The sequence below is a fragment of the Radiobacillus deserti genome, assembly GCF_007301515.1.
Lineage (GTDB): Bacteria > Bacillota > Bacilli > Bacillales > Amphibacillaceae > Radiobacillus > Radiobacillus deserti.
The window spans coordinates 2,763,531-2,781,792 of the sequence record NZ_CP041666.1 but is presented as its reverse complement, the minus strand read 5'-3'; the positions used below and the strand labels follow the sequence as shown (position 1 = coordinate 2,781,792).

20 protein-coding genes and 1 riboswitch are annotated in these 18,262 nt (G+C 40.4%); of the genes, 14 read left to right on the top strand and 6 right to left on the bottom strand.

All coding sequences use genetic code 11. The features are described 5' to 3' along the window. The first annotated feature begins 17 nt into the window (after positions 1–17). Positions 18–371, top strand: coding sequence for a DUF779 domain-containing protein (locus tag FN924_RS14745; RefSeq protein WP_143895773.1), 354 nt, complete (start codon positions 18–20; stop codon positions 369–371). A gap of 46 nt (positions 372–417) precedes the next feature. Here FN924_RS14745 and FN924_RS14740 read toward each other — a convergent pair whose 3' ends face one another. From FN924_RS14740 to FN924_RS14730, 3 genes are all read right to left on the bottom strand, one after another. After that, positions 418–1,644 (bottom strand): cation:proton antiporter, encoded by a 1,227-nt coding sequence (locus FN924_RS14740; protein WP_143895771.1) that lies wholly within the window; start codon positions 1,642–1,644, stop codon positions 418–420. Between the two features lie 96 nt (positions 1,645–1,740). Then, complete coding sequence (locus tag FN924_RS14735) at positions 1,741–1,971, bottom strand: hypothetical protein (protein ID WP_143895769.1); 231 nt, start codon at positions 1,969–1,971, stop codon at positions 1,741–1,743. Continuing rightward, positions 1,965–2,294, bottom strand: a complete 330-nt coding sequence (locus tag FN924_RS14730; RefSeq protein ID WP_143895767.1) for a heavy metal-binding domain-containing protein — start codon at positions 2,292–2,294, stop codon at positions 1,965–1,967. Before FN924_RS14730 ends, FN924_RS14735 begins: the two co-directional genes overlap by 7 nt. A 150-nt stretch (positions 2,295–2,444) precedes the next feature. Between FN924_RS14730 and FN924_RS14725 the strand changes: the two genes are divergently transcribed. Continuing rightward, positions 2,445–3,626: an MDR family MFS transporter gene (locus FN924_RS14725; protein ID WP_143895765.1), complete on the top strand. Its 1,182-nt coding sequence runs from the start codon at positions 2,445–2,447 to the stop codon at positions 3,624–3,626. Here the strand turns inward: FN924_RS14725 and FN924_RS18950 are convergent. Next, complete coding sequence (locus tag FN924_RS18950) at positions 3,612–3,767, bottom strand: hypothetical protein (RefSeq protein WP_158634025.1); 156 nt, start codon at positions 3,765–3,767, stop codon at positions 3,612–3,614. The genes FN924_RS14725 and FN924_RS18950 overlap by 15 nt on opposite strands. A gap of 78 nt (positions 3,768–3,845) precedes the next feature. Continuing rightward, positions 3,846–4,772 (bottom strand): aldo/keto reductase, encoded by a 927-nt coding sequence (locus FN924_RS14720; RefSeq protein ID WP_143895763.1) that lies wholly within the window; start codon positions 4,770–4,772, stop codon positions 3,846–3,848. Between the two features lie 149 nt (positions 4,773–4,921). Here FN924_RS14720 and FN924_RS14715 point away from each other — a divergent pair, with 149 nt between their 5' ends. The 8 genes from FN924_RS14715 (at position 4,922) to FN924_RS14680 (ending at position 12,635) form a co-directional block, all read left to right on the top strand. Beyond that, positions 4,922–5,470: a glycerol-3-phosphate responsive antiterminator gene (locus FN924_RS14715; RefSeq protein ID WP_143895761.1), complete on the top strand. Its 549-nt coding sequence runs from the start codon at positions 4,922–4,924 to the stop codon at positions 5,468–5,470. Between the two features lie 321 nt (positions 5,471–5,791). Next, on the top strand, positions 5,792–6,619 hold the full coding sequence (locus FN924_RS14710; protein ID WP_143895758.1) for an MIP/aquaporin family protein: 828 nt from the start codon (positions 5,792–5,794) through the stop codon (positions 6,617–6,619). Positions 6,620–6,639: 20 nt separating this feature from the next. Continuing rightward, a complete protein-coding gene (gene glpK, locus FN924_RS14705; RefSeq protein WP_143895756.1) occupies positions 6,640–8,130 on the top strand; it encodes a glycerol kinase GlpK in 1,491 nt (496 codons plus the stop codon). Between the two features lie 224 nt (positions 8,131–8,354). Next, complete coding sequence (locus FN924_RS14700) at positions 8,355–10,010, top strand: glycerol-3-phosphate dehydrogenase/oxidase (RefSeq protein ID WP_143895754.1); 1,656 nt, start codon at positions 8,355–8,357, stop codon at positions 10,008–10,010. Between the two features lie 156 nt (positions 10,011–10,166). Beyond that, positions 10,167–11,159 (top strand): dihydroxyacetone kinase subunit DhaK, encoded by a 993-nt coding sequence (gene dhaK / locus FN924_RS14695; protein WP_143895752.1) that lies wholly within the window; start codon positions 10,167–10,169, stop codon positions 11,157–11,159. A gap of 19 nt (positions 11,160–11,178) precedes the next feature. After that, complete coding sequence (gene dhaL, locus FN924_RS14690; RefSeq protein ID WP_143895750.1) at positions 11,179–11,799, top strand: dihydroxyacetone kinase subunit DhaL; 621 nt, start codon at positions 11,179–11,181, stop codon at positions 11,797–11,799. 1 nt (position 11,800) lies between these two features. Next, the gene (gene dhaM / locus FN924_RS14685) at positions 11,801–12,187 is read left to right on the top strand and encodes a dihydroxyacetone kinase phosphoryl donor subunit DhaM (protein ID WP_143895748.1); all 387 of its coding nucleotides are present in this window, start codon (positions 11,801–11,803) and stop codon (positions 12,185–12,187) included. A gap of 100 nt (positions 12,188–12,287) precedes the next feature. Beyond that, complete coding sequence (locus FN924_RS14680; protein WP_143895746.1) at positions 12,288–12,635, top strand: bh protein; 348 nt, start codon at positions 12,288–12,290, stop codon at positions 12,633–12,635. A gap of 66 nt (positions 12,636–12,701) precedes the next feature. Here FN924_RS14680 and FN924_RS14675 read toward each other — a convergent pair whose 3' ends face one another. Then, a complete protein-coding gene (locus FN924_RS14675; RefSeq protein WP_143895744.1) occupies positions 12,702–13,553 on the bottom strand; it encodes a MurR/RpiR family transcriptional regulator in 852 nt (283 codons plus the stop codon). Positions 13,554–13,699: 146 nt separating this feature from the next. Here FN924_RS14675 and FN924_RS14670 point away from each other — a divergent pair, with 146 nt between their 5' ends. From FN924_RS14670 to FN924_RS14655, 4 genes are all read left to right on the top strand, one after another. Next, positions 13,700–15,244 carry a gluconokinase gene (locus FN924_RS14670; RefSeq protein ID WP_143895742.1) on the top strand — a complete coding sequence of 515 codons (1,545 nt, stop codon included), beginning with the start codon at positions 13,700–13,702 and terminating at the stop codon, positions 15,242–15,244. Further along, a complete protein-coding gene (gnd, locus tag FN924_RS14665) occupies positions 15,241–16,137 on the top strand; it encodes a phosphogluconate dehydrogenase (NAD(+)-dependent, decarboxylating) (protein WP_143895740.1) in 897 nt (298 codons plus the stop codon). Before FN924_RS14670 ends, gnd begins: the two co-directional genes overlap by 4 nt. Before the next feature lie 66 nt (positions 16,138–16,203). After that, positions 16,204–16,309: riboswitch (SAM riboswitch) on the top strand. Positions 16,310–16,547: 238 nt separating this feature from the next. Further along, a complete protein-coding gene (gene sfnG / locus FN924_RS14660; protein ID WP_143895738.1) occupies positions 16,548–17,630 on the top strand; it encodes a dimethylsulfone monooxygenase SfnG in 1,083 nt (360 codons plus the stop codon). Then, positions 17,627–18,217 carry an NADPH-dependent FMN reductase gene (locus FN924_RS14655; protein WP_143895736.1) on the top strand — a complete coding sequence of 197 codons (591 nt, stop codon included), beginning with the start codon at positions 17,627–17,629 and terminating at the stop codon, positions 18,215–18,217. The genes sfnG and FN924_RS14655 overlap by 4 nt, the downstream gene beginning before the upstream one ends. Positions 18,218–18,262 lie beyond the last annotated feature (45 nt).

Below are 18,262 nucleotides of genomic sequence, written 5' to 3'. Positions count from 1 at the left end.
CAGAAGGAGGAGTGGACATGGTGGAAAAAGTCATTGCGACGGACGCCACAGTGGAACTGCTAAGTCGATTAAAAGAGCGGCATGGTCCGCTATTATTCCATCAGTCCGGTGGATGCTGTGACGGTAGTTCTCCGATGTGTTTTCCTAGAGAAGAATTTAAGGTGGGTCAAACGGACGTGTTACTAGGTTACATTGGAGATACTCCTTTTTACATGTCAAAAGATCAATATGAATACTGGAAGCATACCCAATTAATCATTGATGTTATAGATGGAAGAGGTGGCATGTTTTCGGTAGAGGGACCAGAAGGGAAGCGGTTTTTAACACGTTCAAGGGTGTTTTCAGAAACAGAAAGAGACTCTTTAGATTAGATAAAATAAGGAAGTCTAGCGATATGGAGCTAGGCTTCCTTGTCAGTTATTTTTTCGTTGATAATCCCAATGCCTTAATCAATGGCTGTATGGTAAGCCCTTGTATAAATAATGAGAATAATACAACGGAGAAGGTTAAAATCAATACAGTATCTCTGCCTTCAAAGGAACTAGGTAAACTTAATGCTAATGCGATGGATAGACTTCCTTTTAATCCACCCCAGTTTAGAAGTAACCGTTCTTTCCGGGAAATGTCTTTCAACAGTGACGTACTACCGTACAAGGCAATGGTGCGTGCAAGAAGTACAAGAGCGATGGCAACGACAATCATGAGCCACTTTCCCGAAAAATCAATGTTTCGAATTTCTAGTCCAATTAATAAGAAGATAATTGAATTGGCAATTAAAGTGATGACGTCCCAAAATGTATTAATATTTGTGTGCGTCTGTTTTGACATGCCGATTTTAGCACCGTAATCACTGAATACAAACCCACCAGCAACGACAGCAATGACCCCAGAAACCTCTATATGTTCTGCGATAAAATAACTCCCGAAGAATAATAAGGCTGAAACGGCGATTTCAAATGGATAATCGTCGTAGAAGCGAATGATTTGGGATGCGATAAATCCTAAGGCTAACCCAAGTAATGCTCCTCCAATCGCAAACTTGAAAAACAGAAAAATTCCACTTGCAAAACCTTCCCATCCCATTTCAATATACGTCAGCAAGAAAATGGAGGAGATTTTGAACAAAACGACTGCGATTCCATCATTAAATAAAGATTCGCCTTCCATAATGGTTGAGACCTTCTGAGAGACACCAGCCGACTTGAAAATTGATAAGACACTAATAGGATCCGTTGCACTCATTAGCGCTGCGAATGTAAACGCAACGGATATCGGTAAATCGAGTAAATAGTATGTAGAAAAGCCGATGAGTAGAAAGGAAAGTAATGTTCCGATTAATGCCGTACTCATCACAGCCTTTTTCTGGTGTAAGATGTGGTGAAAAGGGAGCTTTAATGTTGCGTCCCCTAATAGGATTGGAAGAAACAACGAGATAATGATTGCTTGAAAGACGCTGGATTGGGTGATGAAATGCTCCGCTTCTTCTAAAAGTGGAATTGGACCTTGGAACAATCCAAAAATTAGACCTACTAGCACAAGTGCAATGGTATACGGTTGCTTCAGTTTTTTCGCTACTCCTATAACAAATATAGAAATAGCAAGTAAAATTAGAATTTGAATAAAGACTTCATTAAAGTGATGCATGATAAAACTCCTATCTTATAGTCATCTTTGTTTCATTATGTCCACTAAATAGAACGGAGATAATGAAATAAGGAGGAAATCTATTGTCCCTCCTCATTATTCAATAACATAAACTCTTTTTCCAGTTTCATGGTTGTAATATACATATACCGGGATTTTTTTCTTCATATCCATAAAAGATTCTGACGTTTTCACAAAGCCTTCCGGTACTTCACTTATGTGCACATATTTCGATCTACTTCGTTTATCGGTTCGATTACTAATAATAAATAAAACCAAAAATAAGACGGTTTGAAAAATGAAATAACCGATTACTAATTTTACCATGACTCATCCTTTTCAAGGGAAACGGCAGTACCATATGCAACAATTTCGCTCATGTTTTGACTGATGCTTCCTGAATCAAACCGAAACATGATAATAGCATCTGCCCCCATTTGCTGTGCATTTTCTATCATTCGATCCATTGCTTCTTTACGAGCGTCTTCAAGCATTTCTACATATTGGCGAATTTCTCCACCGACTAATCCTTTAAAAGCGGCAGTAATATCTTTTCCTAAACCACGCGCTCTCACGGTTAGACCAAATGCGGGGCCTTTTATTTCTTTTACGATATATCCGGGAACATGCTCACCTGTTAGGACGATCACTTTAGTTCCTCCTTGAAAATGTTTTCGGTTTCTTACAACTAAACAATACGGAAACAATTAAATATTTGTTTCACTTCTTTGCAGTTGTGTTTCTCTCTTTTATGTATTAGAATTTTCCTTTGGACTTATACAGAAAAGGTGAGTGGACACATGCCACGTAACATATGGTTGTTAATTATCGGGATGGCCATAAATGTAACAGGTGCCTCTTTTATTTGGCCCTTAAATACGATTTATATGCACAATGAACTAGGAGAATCACTGGCATTTGCAGGGGTCATATTAATGTTAAACCAAGGGTTCGCGATTATCGGGAATCTTATTGGTGGTCATTTATTTGATCGATGGGGCGGATATAAGACGATTCTAACTGGTTCCTCCATTGCGGTACTTTCTGCCTCCTTACTTGCGTTTTACCACACTATAGTCCCTTATACGCTGTTATTGATCGTTATGGGGTTTGGCGCTGGCATCACGCGTCCTGCTATGTTTGCGATGGCTGGATCAGTATGGCCGGAGGGAGGACGTCGAGCGTTTAATTCCATTTATGTCGCTCAAAATTTAGGGGTTGCACTCGGTGCTTCTATAGGTGGATTCGTGGCTGCATTTTCTTTTGAATATATCTTTATGGCAAATGCTTCTATTTATATATTATTTTTTGTCTATGTGTTTTTCGCGTATAAGCATATGGACACACATACACAAGCAGCCTATGCAGGGGTAAAAGAATTGAATACAAAAATTAAAGATAAAAAGGCTTTTCGTGCCTTGCTTATTCTTAGTGTTGGGTTCTTTATGTGTTGGATTGGTTATGTGCAATGGCAAACGACAATTGCCTCTTACACCCAAGACTTAGGTATTCCGGTCAATCAGTATAGCCTACTATGGACCATTAATGGGTTCCTTATTGTGGCAAGCCAGCCTTTGTTGAAGCTCTTAACAAAAAAGATACAAGATCCGAGGAAGCACATTTATATTGGAAATACGATTTTCATCCTTTCCTTTATAGTCATCTTGTTTGCGAAAAGTTTTACTATGTTTGCGGTCGCGATGATTATCCTTACCATAGGGGAAATGCTCGTTTGGCCGGCCATTCCTACATTAGCAAATCAACTAGCCCCAAAAGGACGAACTGGTTTCTATCAAGGCTTCATCAACAGTGTTTCGACAGCAGGACATATGGTTGGACCTCTATTCGGCGGCTTTATTGTAGATCAATATCATATTGAAATTCTATTCTATATTTTATTAGGAATCTTTCTTATTCCGTTTTGGTCCACTTATTTATACGACAAGGGACTTTCTTCGGAGAAAAGTTTACACACTAGTTGAGTCTTCATCTACACGAAATGCTTCTGTGCACATAGAGCAAGGATGTGTAGCTGTAAATAAATCCGTATAAAAGGTATGATAGCCACGACCGTTGCATTCTGGACAACTATCCGTTTGGTGATGTTGATTATCTGAATCCATAATAGAAACCTCCTTTCCATCTAGTTTGATAAAAAAGGGAGGTTTCATACACGAAAAAACAGGTAGAACGCTGTCGTTCTACCTGTTTACATGTTGAGGATGTTCACTTGAAACGATATCGAGATCTGCTGCTTCTGCATTTGAGATTACTTGCTCTGGTGTTTTACAGCCAGGAATAACAACACTAACTGCTGGATGCTTTAAGCACCAAGCAAGTGCCCATGCGGCCATCGGTATATCCTTCGGAACCTCATGCTGCTCAATCTCCTGAACAAGGCGTAGTAATTTTTCTGTTTCTTTTTGATCATGTCTGGAACGTACATCATCCTTTTGAAATGTTGCGCCAGGTTTATATTTACCACTTAAATAGCCACTAGCTAATGGAACTCTAGCCAATACCCCTAAATTTTGTTCTTCGCTTATTGGAAATACCGTATCTTCTGGTTTACGATCCAAGCGGTTATACACCACTTGAATTGCTTCTGCATTCATATCAGATGCGGCTTTTGTTTGGAACGTATCGTCATTGGCACGTAAGGATATACCTAGATGACGAATTTTTCCGGCTTGCACTTGTTTGTCTAACATCGTCCACAAATCATCATTATCAAATTCTTCATCGGTACACGAATGCGCTTGGTATAAATCTATGTAGTCGGTTTGAAGAGATTTTAACGAGTCATCTAACTGTTTAAGCACTTCGTCTGGATTCCAATGTCGCGTCCGTTCAAAGTTTTCGATGAAGTGATGCCCGAATTTTGTAGCTACAATCCAATCTTCTCTATTTCTTCTACTTAAATAATTTCCAATCAACGACTCGGATAAGTGGTCTCCATAACATTCGGCCGTGTCAATAAGGTTAATGCCCTGTTCTTGTGCAGTATCTAGAATCGCATCTACTTCGGATTGGATGAAGTTTTTCCCCCATTCGCCACCAAATTGCCATGTACCTACTCCAATAACAGAAGATTCTAAGTCTGTTTTCCCGATTTTTCTATACTTCACTTCTATCACCTCATAAATATGGTTTACCTATAGTATAACAAGGAATATATAGGTTGTAAGATCTGCTGTTTGTACATATAGTAACGTTGTCCACTTTTTGTTAAGATAATACTATTGCAGATAAAAAGAAAAATGGGGTGAACGGGTTGGTGGAGGAATTAACAGGAGTGCTACCAGCTATCAAGCATGAAAAGGATTTTGAAAAGGTATTAAGAAGTAAAAAACAGAAGCATATGATTTTTCTTGAATCAAGACTGTCACAAATTCCGAGCTTAGTACGGTATGCAAAAAAAGAAAACAAAAAAGTTTTGATTCACGCAGATTTAATCCAAGGATTAAAGGCAGATGAATTCGGAATGGAATTTCTAATTCGGGATGTGAAAGTTGACGGGATTATTTCTACGAGAGGAAATGTCATTGGACTTGCCAAAAAACATGGATTACTCGCTATCCAACGTTTGTTCGTGCTAGATAGTCATGCATTGGAGCATAACCTTAAAATCATTAATAATGTGAAACCAGACTACATAGAAGTGTTACCAGGATTAATTCCGAAAATTATTCGTGAAGTACGGGACTCTACCAACCTTCCAGTTATTGCAGGCGGCCTCATTCGAACGGAAGAGGATGTCCAAAATGCAATGGATGGCGGAGCGGAAGCTGTAACGACATCCAATTCAAAGCTATGGAATCTTTAACCGAAGCGAGATGCTTCGGTTTTTTACGTTGAAGTGATGATAACCTGCTGCTGAACATTAATATACATACCTTGAACGCTCATACGAGACGCACTTTAAATTTTTCATTAAAAATTGTTGACAACGCTTACAATATGTATTAGTCTTGTATTAACAAGTTAAAGAATGTGATGGAGATCTGGGAGACCCACACTACAAATAGTACTTTCCTTAGGTGAAGTATGTGTTTGCGGTGTGGGTCTTTTCTATATTTCTATCATTTTCCGTGCACGGACTTGTTGGATTTATAGTATGATTTTTAAATCTAAGGGGGATTTAAACATGTCCGAATTTTTAGCGGAAATAATCGGTACAATGATATTGATCATTTTTGGTGGTGGTGTAGTAGGTGGTGTAAACTTAAAGAAATCAATTGCAGAAGGCGCAGGCTGGATTGTCGTAACCGTAGGATGGGGTCTAGCGGTTACCATGGGTGTGTATGCGGTTGGAAGTGTATCAGGAGCTCATCTAAATCCAGCAGTAACATTAGGATTTGCTGCAGTTGGAGAGTTTCCATGGGATAAAGTTCCGATGTACATTACAGCACAAATGATAGGTGCCTTTATTGGTGCGTGTATCGTGTTCTTTCAATATCTACCGCACTGGAGAGAAACAGAAGATCAAGGAGCGAAGCTTGCCGTATTTTCTACAGGACCAGCAATCAAAAGCACGTACTCTAACCTAGTGAGTGAGATTATCGGTACATTCGTTCTAGTTATGGGGCTAATGTTTATTGGTGCAAACCAATTTACAGAAGGGTTAAATCCAGCTATTGTTGGGTTATTAATTGTAGCAATCGGTCTTTCTCTTGGTGGAACAACTGGTTATGCGATTAACCCAGCACGTGATTTAGGTCCACGAATTGCACATGCTATTCTACCAATTATCGGTAAAGGCGGATCCAATTGGGGGTACGCTTGGATTCCAGTGATTGGACCAGTCATCGGAGGTATATATGGCGGTTTATTCTACCACGCTATTTTCACTGGTGATCTTTCATTAGCATTCTGGATTGTATCTGCGGTTATCGCGGTAATCCTTATTGCAGCATTAAACAGTGAGTTAAAAAAGAAAAATACTCAAGTGAGTAATGTAAAAAAAGCAATATAAAAAAAGAGGAGGAGATCATTTTGGGTCAATATATTTTATCATTAGACCAAGGAACAACTAGTTCACGTGCAATTTTATTTAATCATGATGGGGAGATTGTAGAAACAGCGCAACGCGAGTTTGAACAGTTCTTTCCGAAGCCAGGATGGGTAGAGCATGACGCGAATGAAATTTGGACGTCTATCCTAGCAGTTATTTCTGAAGTATTAAGGAAAGCAGATGTTGAGCCAGATCAGATTGCAGGGATTGGAATTACCAACCAACGTGAAACAACAGTTGTCTGGGATAAAAACACTGGAAAACCGATTTACAAAGCAGTCGTGTGGCAATCTCGTCAAACAGAAGGTATTTGTAAAGACTTACGTGAAAAAGGACTGAACGATCTATTCCGTGAGAAAACAGGTTTATTACTAGATCCTTACTTTGCGGGAACAAAGGTTAAGTGGATTTTAGATAATGTCGAGGGTGCTCGTGAGAAAGCCGATAACGGAGATCTTCTTTTCGGAACGATTGATTCTTGGTTAGTTTACAAGCTTTCTGGTGGAAAAACACACGTAACGGATTATTCCAATGCATCTCGTACTTTAATGTATAATATCTATGACCTGAAATGGGACGATGAGCTACTTGACATTTTAGGTGTGCCGAAAAGCATGCTTCCAGAAGTCCGTCCTTCTTCAGAAGTGTACGCGAAAACAGTTGATTACCACTTCTTCGGTAAAGAGGTTCCAATTGCAGGAATTGCTGGTGATCAACAAGCTGCGTTATTTGGGCAGGCGTGCTTCGAAAGTGGAATGGCGAAAAACACTTATGGTACTGGTTGCTTTATGCTCATGAACACTGGAGAAAAAGCGGTTCGCTCTGAAAATGGATTACTCACTACCCTAGCATGGGGTGTTGATGGAAAAGTGGAGTATGCATTAGAAGGTAGTATTTTCGTAGCTGGATCTGCTATTCAGTGGCTTCGTGACGGACTTCGTATTATTGAAAACGCACCAGAGAGTGAAGCTTTCGCGACGAAAGTAGATTCTACGGATGGGGTATATCTAGTTCCAGCGTTCGTTGGGTTAGGTACACCATACTGGGATAGTGATGCGCGTGGAGCGGTATTTGGGCTTACACGTGGTACTTCAAAAGAACACTTTATCCGTGCGACGTTAGAATCTCTAGCTTACCAAACGAAAGACGTGTTAGATGCGATGATTGCAGATTCTGGTATTGATCTTAAAACACTTCGTGTCGATGGGGGAGCAGTTAAGAATAACTTCTTAATGCAATTCCAAAGTGACATTCTAGGTGTTCCTGTGGATCGCCCAGTTGTAAACGAAACAACAGCTTTAGGTGCTGCCTACCTCGCAGGTCTTGCAGTTGGCTACTGGAAGGATAAAGAGGAAATCGGCAAACAATGGCAAAACGACCGTACCTTTACGAATGAGATGGAAGAAGCAAAACGTAAGGAGCTTTATGCTGGCTGGCAAAAAGCGGTCGAAGCAACAAGAGTTTTTAAGTAATATTCTTTTAATCTCCTAATCTTTCATGCTATAATAACAACAAAGTTAATATTTTGGACGGAGAAATCGAGAGACCGCATTTATCTTAAGATAATATTCTTATCTTAGGTGAATTGTGGTCTCTTTTTCTATCCAAACTAAAGATAAAGTTGGGTTCCTTTAGGGAAAAGAGATAAAGAGGAAAACATCGTAACGATTTTACACATATAAAAGGAGCGATGGGTATGTCATTTTCCAGTCTGAATCGAATGGAAACATACAAACAAATGGAAGAATCACCTCTTGATTTACTTGTAATCGGTGGAGGGATCACAGGATCAGGTATTGCTTTAGATGCCGTAACAAGAGGTATGAAGGTTGGAGTTGTAGAAATGCAGGATTTTGCAGCTGGCACATCTAGCCGATCAACGAAGCTCGTTCACGGTGGTTTGCGTTATCTAAAGCAATTTGAGATTGGAGTCGTAGCGGAAGTTGGAAAAGAGCGTGCGATTGTGTATGAAAATGCACCGCATGTTACAACACCTGAATGGATGATGCTTCCTTTTTATAAGGGAGGAACATTTGGTCCTTTTACGACAAACATTGGATTAAGAGTGTATGACTTTCTAGCAGGAGTTAAAAAGGAAGAGCGAAGGAAGATGTTTTCACCAGATGTAGCACTGCAAAAAGAGCCACTTCTTAAGAGAGAGGGAATTAAAGGGGCAGGCTACTATGTCGAGTACAAAACGGATGATGCACGTCTTACGATTGAAGTTATGAAAAAAGCAGTAGAAAAAGGAGCACTGTCTTTAAACTATGCGAAGGTATCCAATCTTGTTTATGAAGAGGAAAAAGTAACTGGGGTAGAGGTGGAAGATCAAATTGATGGTTCTAAGCATACCATTTACGCTAAAAAGATTGTGAATGCTGCTGGTCCATGGGTCGATACGATTCGAGAAAAGGATCATTCCAAAAAAGGAAAAACCCTACAGCTAACAAAAGGAATTCACCTTGTGTTTGACCAAGAGCGATTCCCTTTAAAACAGGCTATTTATTTTGATACACCAGACGGCCGTATGGTATTTGCGATTCCTCGCGAGGGAAAAACTTACGTAGGGACAACGGATACGGTGTACAAAGGAAATATTGCGCACCCGACAATGACGGTGGAGGATCGAGATTATGTCTTAAAGGCTATTGATTTTATGTTCCCTGAGGTGAATATAACAGCAGATGATGTGGAATCTAGCTGGGCAGGTTTACGTCCACTTATTCACGAAGAAGGAAAAGACCCTTCTGAAATTTCTCGTAAAGATGAGATATTTGTCTCCGATTCTGGTTTGATCTCGATTGCTGGTGGAAAATTAACGGGATATCGCAAAATGGCAGAAAGTGTGGTTGATTTAGTAAGAGATCAACTAAAGCAAGAGATTGGCATTTTGTACTCGGATACCGTTACAAAGCATCTTCCTCTTTCTGGAGGAGACGTAGGAGGCTCTAAAGGCTATGAGCAGTTCTATCAATCAATGGTAGAGAAGGCGAAACGCTTAGGTCTTGCCGAAAAGGATGCTAGAACCATTGCACATCGTTATGGTTCAAATGCAGAAAAAGTGTTACGCATTTATGAAGAGAAAAAAGAACTAGCGATTACTGAGCAAGTGGATCCAGCCGTCTTCGCAATGCTGCATTACGCTATTGAGGAAGAGTTGGCATATAAACCGGTAGACTTTTTCATTCGAAGAACGGGTGCTTTGTTCTTCGATATAAATTGGGTGCATACACATAAAGAGTCTGTAATAGCTTATCTTGCTAAGCTCTTTAGCTGGGATAACGAACGTGTAAAAGGTTACACGGATGAGTTAGATCAACTTCTATACGAAGCCGTTCATCCAGTTGCATAATGAATGACAGTTGACTCTACAGCTCGTGGAGTTAACTGCTCATTTACATATATACATTCAGTCACAAGTCATTTAGAGTTTAAAAGTTGTTGTAAGCGTTGTCATCATTTTGCTGCACGATGGATGGAGTTTTACTATTATGAGGAGGGAAATAGGATGAAGAAAATCGTAAATGATCCAAATCAAGTAGTACAAGATATGTTGAAAGGACTAGTTGCCGCATATCCGGAAAGCTTGAAGCAAGTACCGGATACAACTGTTGTCGTACGTAAAGATGCGCCCGTAACAAACAAGGTTGCCTTAGTTAGTGGTGGAGGTAGTGGCCATGAGCCAGCCCACGCTGGTTATGTCGGAGCAGGTATGTTAGATGCCGCGGTATGTGGTGAAACTTTTACTTCTCCAACTCCTGACCAAGTCTTTGAGGCTATTAAGGCAGTAGATGGTAGCGCTGGTGTATTCCTTGTTATTAAAAACTATACAGGGGATGTCATGAATTTTGAGATGGCTGCTGAGCTAGCAGAGGCGGAAGGAATAAGAGTAGAAAAAGTGATTGTAAATGACGATGTGGCTGTAGAAGATAGCTCCTTTACTACAGGACGTCGAGGAATTGCGGGCACGGTTTTTGTTCATAAGATTGCTGGAGCAAAGGCAGATAAGGGCGGCTCCTTAGAAGAAGTTAAAGCAGTTGCAGACAAAGTAGTTGCGAACGTTCGCTCCATGGGGATGGCACTAAGTCCGTGTACGGTCCCAGCTTCCGGAAAGCCAAGTTTCGAGCTAGCAGAGGATGAAATGGAAATCGGCATTGGAATTCATGGGGAGCCAGGAATAGAGCGCAAAACAATTGCGACTGCGGATGAAATTGCGGAGGAGTTAACAGGGAAAATTTTAGAGGACATGGATTACACTAGCTCTGAAGTTGCGGTGATGGTAAATGGATTAGGCTCTACTCCAGAGATGGAATTATTTATTTTGAATGGAAAAGTACAAGATATCTTAGCAGAGAAAGGTATTAAAGTGTACAAAACGTTCGTTGGGGAATACATGACTTCCCTAGAAATGGCGGGTTGTTCTGTCAGTCTATTAAAACTCGATGATGAATTAAAGGAATTGCTAGATTCCGAGTCTAAAGCACCTGCATTTCGAATATAACACAGAGGAGGAGAAGTCGATGGAACTTCATGTTGCACAAGCATTAATGTGGATCGAACGGACAAATGAAAAAATCCAAGAAAATAAGGAATACTTATCCGCCTTAGATCAAGCTATAGGGGATGGAGATCACGGCATCAATATGGCTCGTGGCTTTCAAGCAGTCATCGAAAAGACTTCTTCTTCTGAATATGAAACAGTTTCAGATGTTTTGAAGGATGTTGCGATGACTCTAATGGCTAAGGTGGGCGGTGCATCTGGGCCATTATACGGAACAGCTTTTTTGAAAATGTCGATGTCAACAAAGGGTAAAGAATCTGTAAGCCAAGAGGATCTCGCGGAAGCTGTTCGTCAGGCGTTAGAAGGTATGAAGCAACGAGGAAAGGCGACCGAAGGTGAAAAGACGTTAATTGATGTTTGGACACCAGTTCAGGAGTTGTTGGAGCAATCAGAAGACCTCCAACCAGAGGAAATAAAAAAGACAGCAAAAGATGCAATGGAAGCAACGAAGAATATTATGGCAACTAAGGGAAGAGCAGCTTACTTGAAAGAACGTTCCATTGGCCATCTGGATGCAGGCTCTGTATCGTCTTATTATCTATTTGAATCGCTAGCCAATGTATTAGAGGAAGGGAATTAATATGTCATATGTCGGAATCGTATTAGTCTCACACAGTCCGAAAGTTGCCGAAGGGATTAAAGATTTAATTACGCAAGTTATTCAAGATGTTCCCGTCGTTGCAGCTGGTGGAACAGATGAAAATGAGATTGGCACAAGCTTTGAGAAGATATCGGATGCTATAGAAGAAGTACAAAGTGAGAAAGGTGTTCTGTTGTTTTATGATCTCGGTAGTGCACTAATGAATGCAGAGATGGCGATTGAGATGTCTAATCACGATAATGTTCAAGTAGCCAAGGATGTTGCACTGGTAGAAGGAGCCTATGTAGCAGCAGTAGAGGCAAGCATGGGTAAATCCATCGAGGAAGTGTACCAAGCGGCAAAAAAAGCTGTTCAACCAACAGAATAAGGAGCATATGAAAACCCGTTACCTTTTGGTGACGGGTTTTGGTATGAATCCTATACAGATGTTATATACTAACATAAACAATTTGCGTGAGGTGAACTGTATGAAAAGGAAATACATGGAGACGGAATTATTCTGTATTCATTGTGAAGACGACACCCTGCACCTAATCACGTACCTCAATGATGTCATAACAAAGGTTGAATGTGAGGATTGCCAAAATGGAATCGAGCTACGAGTCAATGTGATGGAAGAGTTCTATAAAGAATCTTATCATCGCATTGCTTCTAAGCCTGCTCGAATAACAAATGAATATAGAGAAGATTTAAGTCATTTCCTTTTCAGTTTACCGATTCGAGTGATTACAAAACCATATCGACTTGTCCAAGATTTGAAAGGTGCGCGTGAGATTATAAGGGATTATCAGGCGAACTATAAAGATTTTGGTTAAGTTTTGAAAGCCACCGATTATGGTGGTTTCGCTTTGCAGCCCAGATACCAATCTTTTCCCATCCTATCAAACCCGTTTCCTTGCAATCGCCTCTCTAACTTGTTGTAATGCATGCTTCGATTGTTCTTTCTTTTTAATACAATAACTTATATATAAGCTGTCTAAAAGAGAAAGCTGTGCAATTCTTGAGGATAATGCTTCAGAACGGAACTCTGTTTCTTTTGATGCTGTGTACAAGCAGACATGTACGTTTTTACTCAATGAAGTTTTAGCAAAATTCGTAATCCCTATTGTCTTGGCACCAGATTCATTTGCAACTTCCAATACTTCTAGCAAATCCTTATTCGAACCAGTATGAGAAATGAACACAGCCACATTTTTAGGAGTAAGCTGTGCAGCTGTCATTAGTTGCATGTGCGAATCTGTATAAGCATGAGATGGCAAACCACTTCTCATAAATTTATGCTCACCGTCTAATGCGATGATCCCGGATCCTCCATTCCCATAAAAAAAGACTTGCTCCGCCTCTAAAAGTACATCCACTGCTTCTCTAAAGCTTTGATCCAGCGCTTTTGTATATTCCAGCGCTTGAATATTGGATGTGAAAACTTTTTCGAATATCGTTTCCTCTGAATCCTCGTCGGATATCGTTTCATGAATGTCTTTAATTGGATGAATGACTTCAGATGCCAATGCAATTTTGAGAGCTTGGTATCCTTTAAATCCTATTCGTTTACAAAATCGGAACACGGTAGCATCTGCAACCTTTAAAGCTTCTGATACTTGATTAATGGAGGAATGGATAATGGTATCCGGGTGCTCCAATATAAAATCTGCAATGGCTTTTTCTTTCTCGCTGAGACTAGAGTATGCAGATTGAATCCGTTGAATAACGTGTGTGGGTGAGTTCTGAGTCATAACTTCCTCCTGAAAATATTTTCACACTATAAAGAAAATATGAAATTTTTTTTCTTGAATGCCTGTTATCAAAAAAAATTTACTGTATAATAACTATTATAGAAAAAATATTTCATAAAAACTAGTGTTAAACGGGGAGGGTTTTCATGGATTCGAAAATTGTATTTGGGGTGGATATAGGTACCACAAGTACTAAAACAGTAGCCTATACACCAGACGGCATTCTCATGTTTGAAGCTGAAAAAGAATATCCTTTGTATTCCCCAGACCCTACAAAAAAAGAGCAAGACCCAGAGGAAATAATGAGAGCAGTCCTTTTCACCTTATCGGAAATTTTTCGGAAGGTGACAAATTACGGTGGGAGAATTATTGGAGTTGGACTAAGTTCTGCTATGCATAGTTTGCTAGGGTTGGATGCGAACGGTCGACCATTAACCAACGTGATAACGTGGGCGGATCAGCGGTCTGCTCAAGAGGTGGAGGACCTTAAGGCAAATGGAAAGGGACATGATGTATATCTTCGAACAGGAACTCCACTTCACCCGATGTCCCCATTGAGTAAACTGATCTGGTTTAATACGCATGAGCCGGAGCTAAAACAAGCTGTACATAAATGGGTTTCTATAAAAGAATATGTGATCTTTCGTCTTTTTGGACAATATGTCGTTGATTATTCTATCGCTTCTGCTACAGGCTTATTTAACTTGCGAAACTTAGATTGGGACGATATGGCCCTACAAGCTGCAAGCATCACAAGAGAGCAGCTCTCCAAGCCGATTTCAACAACTAGTATTTTATCGGGAATAAATCCAGAAGTGGCAAAAGAAATCGGCTTGTTAGAAGAGATACCATTTGTTATTGGAGCGAGTGATGGTGTGTTAGCTAATCTTGGAGTCGGCGCCATTCAACCAGGCGTTATCGCTTGTTCAATCGGAACTAGTGGTGCGGTTCGAACGATAGTAGATCAGCCGATTACGGATCCTCAGGGAAGGTTGTTTTGCTATGCGTTAACAGAAGACAAGTGGGTCGTTGGTGGTCCGACAAATAATGGGGGCATTGCCCTGCAATGGCTGCGTGATTCTTTATTTCCGGAGGCAAAGAAGCTTTCTCAGGAAGAAAGCATGGAACCTTATGAATGGTTAATAAATGAAGCTAAATCGGTTCCAGCAGGGGCAGAAGGCTTACTGTTTTTACCTTATTTACTAGGAGAGCGAGCCCCGCAATGGAATTCAAAGTCCAAAGGTGTTTTCTTTGGTTTAACGTTAGGTCATGGAAGAAAGCATATGATTCGAAGCGTGTTAGAAGGTGTATTGTTTCAGCTAAATACAGTGGTTAAAACGATGGAGGAAGTAGGAATTTCACCAAAAGAAATAAGAGCAAATGGTGGGTTTGCAAGATCAAATGTATGGTGCCAAATGATGGCCGATATTTTTCATACTCCAATATCTTTTCCAGAAAGTCACCAAAGTGCTTGCTTCGGTGCTGCTACTCTAGTTTTAAAAGCGCTAGGTGAAATAGAAGCATTAGAGGAAATTGTTCCGCTTGTGAGTATAACGAAACGTTTAGAGCCACACACCGAGGAAGCAACTATATATGAAGCATATAAATCGTTGTTCCGTAACATAGGAGAAAAACTGACACCAGATTTTGAGCTTCTAGCTGATATAACATGGAGGAGGAATCAACAATGAAAATAGGATTGATAGGTTTAGGAAAAATGGGCTATCAAATCGGGTTACATTTGATAGATAAAGGACATGAAGTGCATGCCTATGATATTAATGAACAGGCTGTGGAACGCTTTAAAACAGAAGGAGGAGACGCTTCTGTGACGGTCGATTCTATGCTCTCTCAGCTCCCATCTCCAAAAGTTGTTTGGGTTATGGTTCCAGCAGGTGACGTGACAACAAATGTTCTTAAAGAGTTGGCTGAAAAATTGAGTCCCGAGGATGTGGTCATCGATGCAGGGAATACGAATTACAAGCAAACGTTAGAGCATATAAGTCTATTAAAAGAAAAAGGGATCCATATGCTAGATGTCGGTACAAGTGGTGGTGTTTCCGGTGCTAGAAATGGTGCTTGCTTTATGATTGGTGGAGACAAAGAAGTTTTTCAACCATTAGAGCCTGTTTTTAGAGAGCTTGCAGTAGATAATGGGTACCTTTACACAGGTAAAGGCGGAAGCGGACATTTTCTAAAAATGGTTCATAACGGAATTGAATATGGAATGATGGCCGCAATTGGAGAAGGGTTTGAAGTTCTAGAGAAAAGCCCGTTTGAATATAACTATGAGGAAGTCGCACGTGTTTGGAATCATGGATCTGTTATTCGTGGTTGGTTGATGGAACTGATGCAAGAAGCATTTAAAAAAGATGCCCATCTGGATGATATCCGTGGGGTGATGCATTCTTCAGGTGAAGGAAAATGGACAGTGGAATCTGCGTTAGATTTTGAAGTACCTACACCAGTAATTGCTTTATCTTTAATGATGCGTTATCGTTCCCAAGAAAACGATACGTTTACAGGAAAAGTAGTGGCTGCTCTTCGACATGAGTTTGGCGGTCATGCGGTAGAGAAGAAATAAAATGTATTGCCCTCGTACAGCTTGGATGTTATACTGATTGAAAATAATTTAATATTTCAGAATATTTTCTTATCCAGAGAGGTGGAGGGACTGACCCTAAGAAGCCTCGGCAACCAGCAAGATAACTTGCCCGGTGCCAATTTCAGAGGAAGCCTGCTTCCAAAGATGAGAAGATTCGGTTCAGTATGTTTATGATGATTACGGAATCCTTCTCTCTTTCTTGAGCGAAGGATTTTTTTATTCAATTTGGAGGTGATGAAAAAAGTAAGGCAATAAAAAAAGAGGTGCGGCAACACCTCTTCCTCAACAGAGATAAACGCAATGTGATGTAATCAGGCGTATCCCTATATGAATCTAATATACCATATAGGTCGTTCGTCTAACGAGTAAAAAGGAGAGGAACGTGAAATATGGGAAACTTACAATTTGCTTATTGGGTACCGAATGTTAGTGGAGGATTAGTTGTATCCAAGCTACCTCAACGAACGGGTTGGGATTTTGAATCGAATAAACGTTATGCAAAAATTGCAGAAGAATCAGGTTATGACTTTGCGCTATTACAAACACGATTTTTTGCAAGCTACGGAGCAGAGAATCAATTGGAAGCCATCACACTAGGCTCTGCCCTCGCAGCAGTAACAAGTAAGTTAAAACTAATTTCAGCTGTGCACCCTGGGTTATGGCATCCGGGAGTTTACGCCAAAATGTTATCTACTCTAGACCAAATTAGTAATGGAAGAGCTGCTGTAAATATTGTAAGTGGCTGGTTCAAGCAAGAATTTATTGGCTATGGAGAACCGTGGCTGGAGCACGACGAGCGTTATCGAAGGTCAGAAGAATTCATCCAAGTTCTTCGTTCTTTATTCACCGAAGAAACGACAACCTTTAAGGGAGATTTCTATCGCATTAATGAGGCTCCATTAAAGCCGAAACCAGTCTCAGAAATTCCGATTTTCCAAGGCGGAAACTCGAAAGCCGCGAAGGAAATGGCTGCACGTGCTTCTGATTATTATTTCATGAACGGAAATACACTGGAGGGATTTAAAAAGCAAATTAATGAAGTTCGGACATTGGCATCCGCTCAAGGAAGAGAAGTGAAATTTGCTGCGAATGGATTTGCAATCGTTCGCGATACGGAGGAAGAAGCGGTTCAGCTCCTTCGTGATATCGTTTCAAACGCTGATGAAGAAGCCGTGCACGGATTTAAAGAAGCTGTAAAAGAAGCCGGCCAATCTACGAGAGAAAAACAAGGCATGTGGGCGGAATCTACGTTTGAGGATCTCGTTCAGTATAATGATGGGTTCAAAACGGGATTAATTGGGACACCAGAACAAGTTGCCAATCGGATCATTGAACTGAAGAAACTCGGAATCGAAATCATCCTAACCGGACATTTCCACTATGAAGAAGATCTGCAAAGGTTTGGTGAACAAGTCATTCCTCTTGTGAAAAAGAAAGAAGAAGAGCTCGCAGAACAAGGTGTCACAGTATGAAGCTAGTAGGCTTATCAGGAAGTTTAACTCCACTTTCCAAAACATATATTACATTAGCGGAAGCCTTAAAATTTGCTGGAAACTATGACGAGACAATTCAAACTGAATTAATTAATTTAAGAGATTATGAGATTCAATTTTGTGATGGAAGGGACCCAGCAGCGTATGAAGGAGATACTAAGAAAGTAATCGATCAAATTGTAGATGCAGATGCACTCTTGTTCGGTTCTCCCATTTACCGTGGATCGATAAGTGGTGTCTTGAAAAATGTATTTGATGTCATCCCAAACGATAGTTTAAGAGGTAAGGTAGTCGGATTTGTTGCAACAGGAGGAACCTATCACCACTATCTAGCAATCGAGCACCAGTTAAAGCCTTTAGCGGGATACTTCAAGGCCCACGTCGTACCTGGAAATGTTTATGCGCATAACGAGCACTTTGAAAACAAGCAGCTAGTAGACGAAGGAATTCGTAGTAGACTCCAAGAATTAGTAATAAGTGTCGTCCAATTAACAGCTAGTACTCAAGGAATTGCTACTGGCGCAAGAGAGCCCATCATCCCAAGACAATCGCTCGCACAATCATGATTCGAAAAGGTAAGGACGTTCTGTCCTTATCTTTTCTTTTTTGAA

What these genes read in the sequence shown, in the direction of transcription:
- FN924_RS14745 (WP_143895773.1), top strand. Translation starts at nt 18, where the DNA reads ATGGTGGAAAAAGTCATTGCGACGGACGCCACAGTGGAACTGCTAAGT.
- FN924_RS14740 (WP_143895771.1), bottom strand. Translation starts at nt 1,644, where the DNA reads ATGCATCACTTTAATGAAGTCTTTATTCAAATTCTAATTTTACTTGCT.
- FN924_RS14735 (WP_143895769.1), bottom strand. Translation starts at nt 1,971, where the DNA reads ATGGTAAAATTAGTAATCGGTTATTTCATTTTTCAAACCGTCTTATTT.
- FN924_RS14725 (WP_143895765.1), top strand. Translation starts at nt 2,445, where the DNA reads ATGCCACGTAACATATGGTTGTTAATTATCGGGATGGCCATAAATGTA.
- FN924_RS18950 (WP_158634025.1), bottom strand. Translation starts at nt 3,767, where the DNA reads ATGGATTCAGATAATCAACATCACCAAACGGATAGTTGTCCAGAATGC.
- FN924_RS14710 (WP_143895758.1), top strand. Translation starts at nt 5,792, where the DNA reads ATGTCCGAATTTTTAGCGGAAATAATCGGTACAATGATATTGATCATT.
- FN924_RS14700 (WP_143895754.1), top strand. Translation starts at nt 8,355, where the DNA reads ATGTCATTTTCCAGTCTGAATCGAATGGAAACATACAAACAAATGGAA.
- dhaK (WP_143895752.1), top strand. Translation starts at nt 10,167, where the DNA reads ATGAAGAAAATCGTAAATGATCCAAATCAAGTAGTACAAGATATGTTG.
- dhaL (WP_143895750.1), top strand. Translation starts at nt 11,179, where the DNA reads ATGGAACTTCATGTTGCACAAGCATTAATGTGGATCGAACGGACAAAT.
- dhaM (WP_143895748.1), top strand. Translation starts at nt 11,801, where the DNA reads ATGTCATATGTCGGAATCGTATTAGTCTCACACAGTCCGAAAGTTGCC.
- FN924_RS14680 (WP_143895746.1), top strand. Translation starts at nt 12,288, where the DNA reads ATGAAAAGGAAATACATGGAGACGGAATTATTCTGTATTCATTGTGAA.
- FN924_RS14675 (WP_143895744.1), bottom strand. Translation starts at nt 13,553, where the DNA reads ATGACTCAGAACTCACCCACACACGTTATTCAACGGATTCAATCTGCA.
- FN924_RS14670 (WP_143895742.1), top strand. Translation starts at nt 13,700, where the DNA reads ATGGATTCGAAAATTGTATTTGGGGTGGATATAGGTACCACAAGTACT.
- gnd (WP_143895740.1), top strand. Translation starts at nt 15,241, where the DNA reads ATGAAAATAGGATTGATAGGTTTAGGAAAAATGGGCTATCAAATCGGG.
- sfnG (WP_143895738.1), top strand. Translation starts at nt 16,548, where the DNA reads ATGGGAAACTTACAATTTGCTTATTGGGTACCGAATGTTAGTGGAGGA.
- FN924_RS14655 (WP_143895736.1), top strand. Translation starts at nt 17,627, where the DNA reads ATGAAGCTAGTAGGCTTATCAGGAAGTTTAACTCCACTTTCCAAAACA.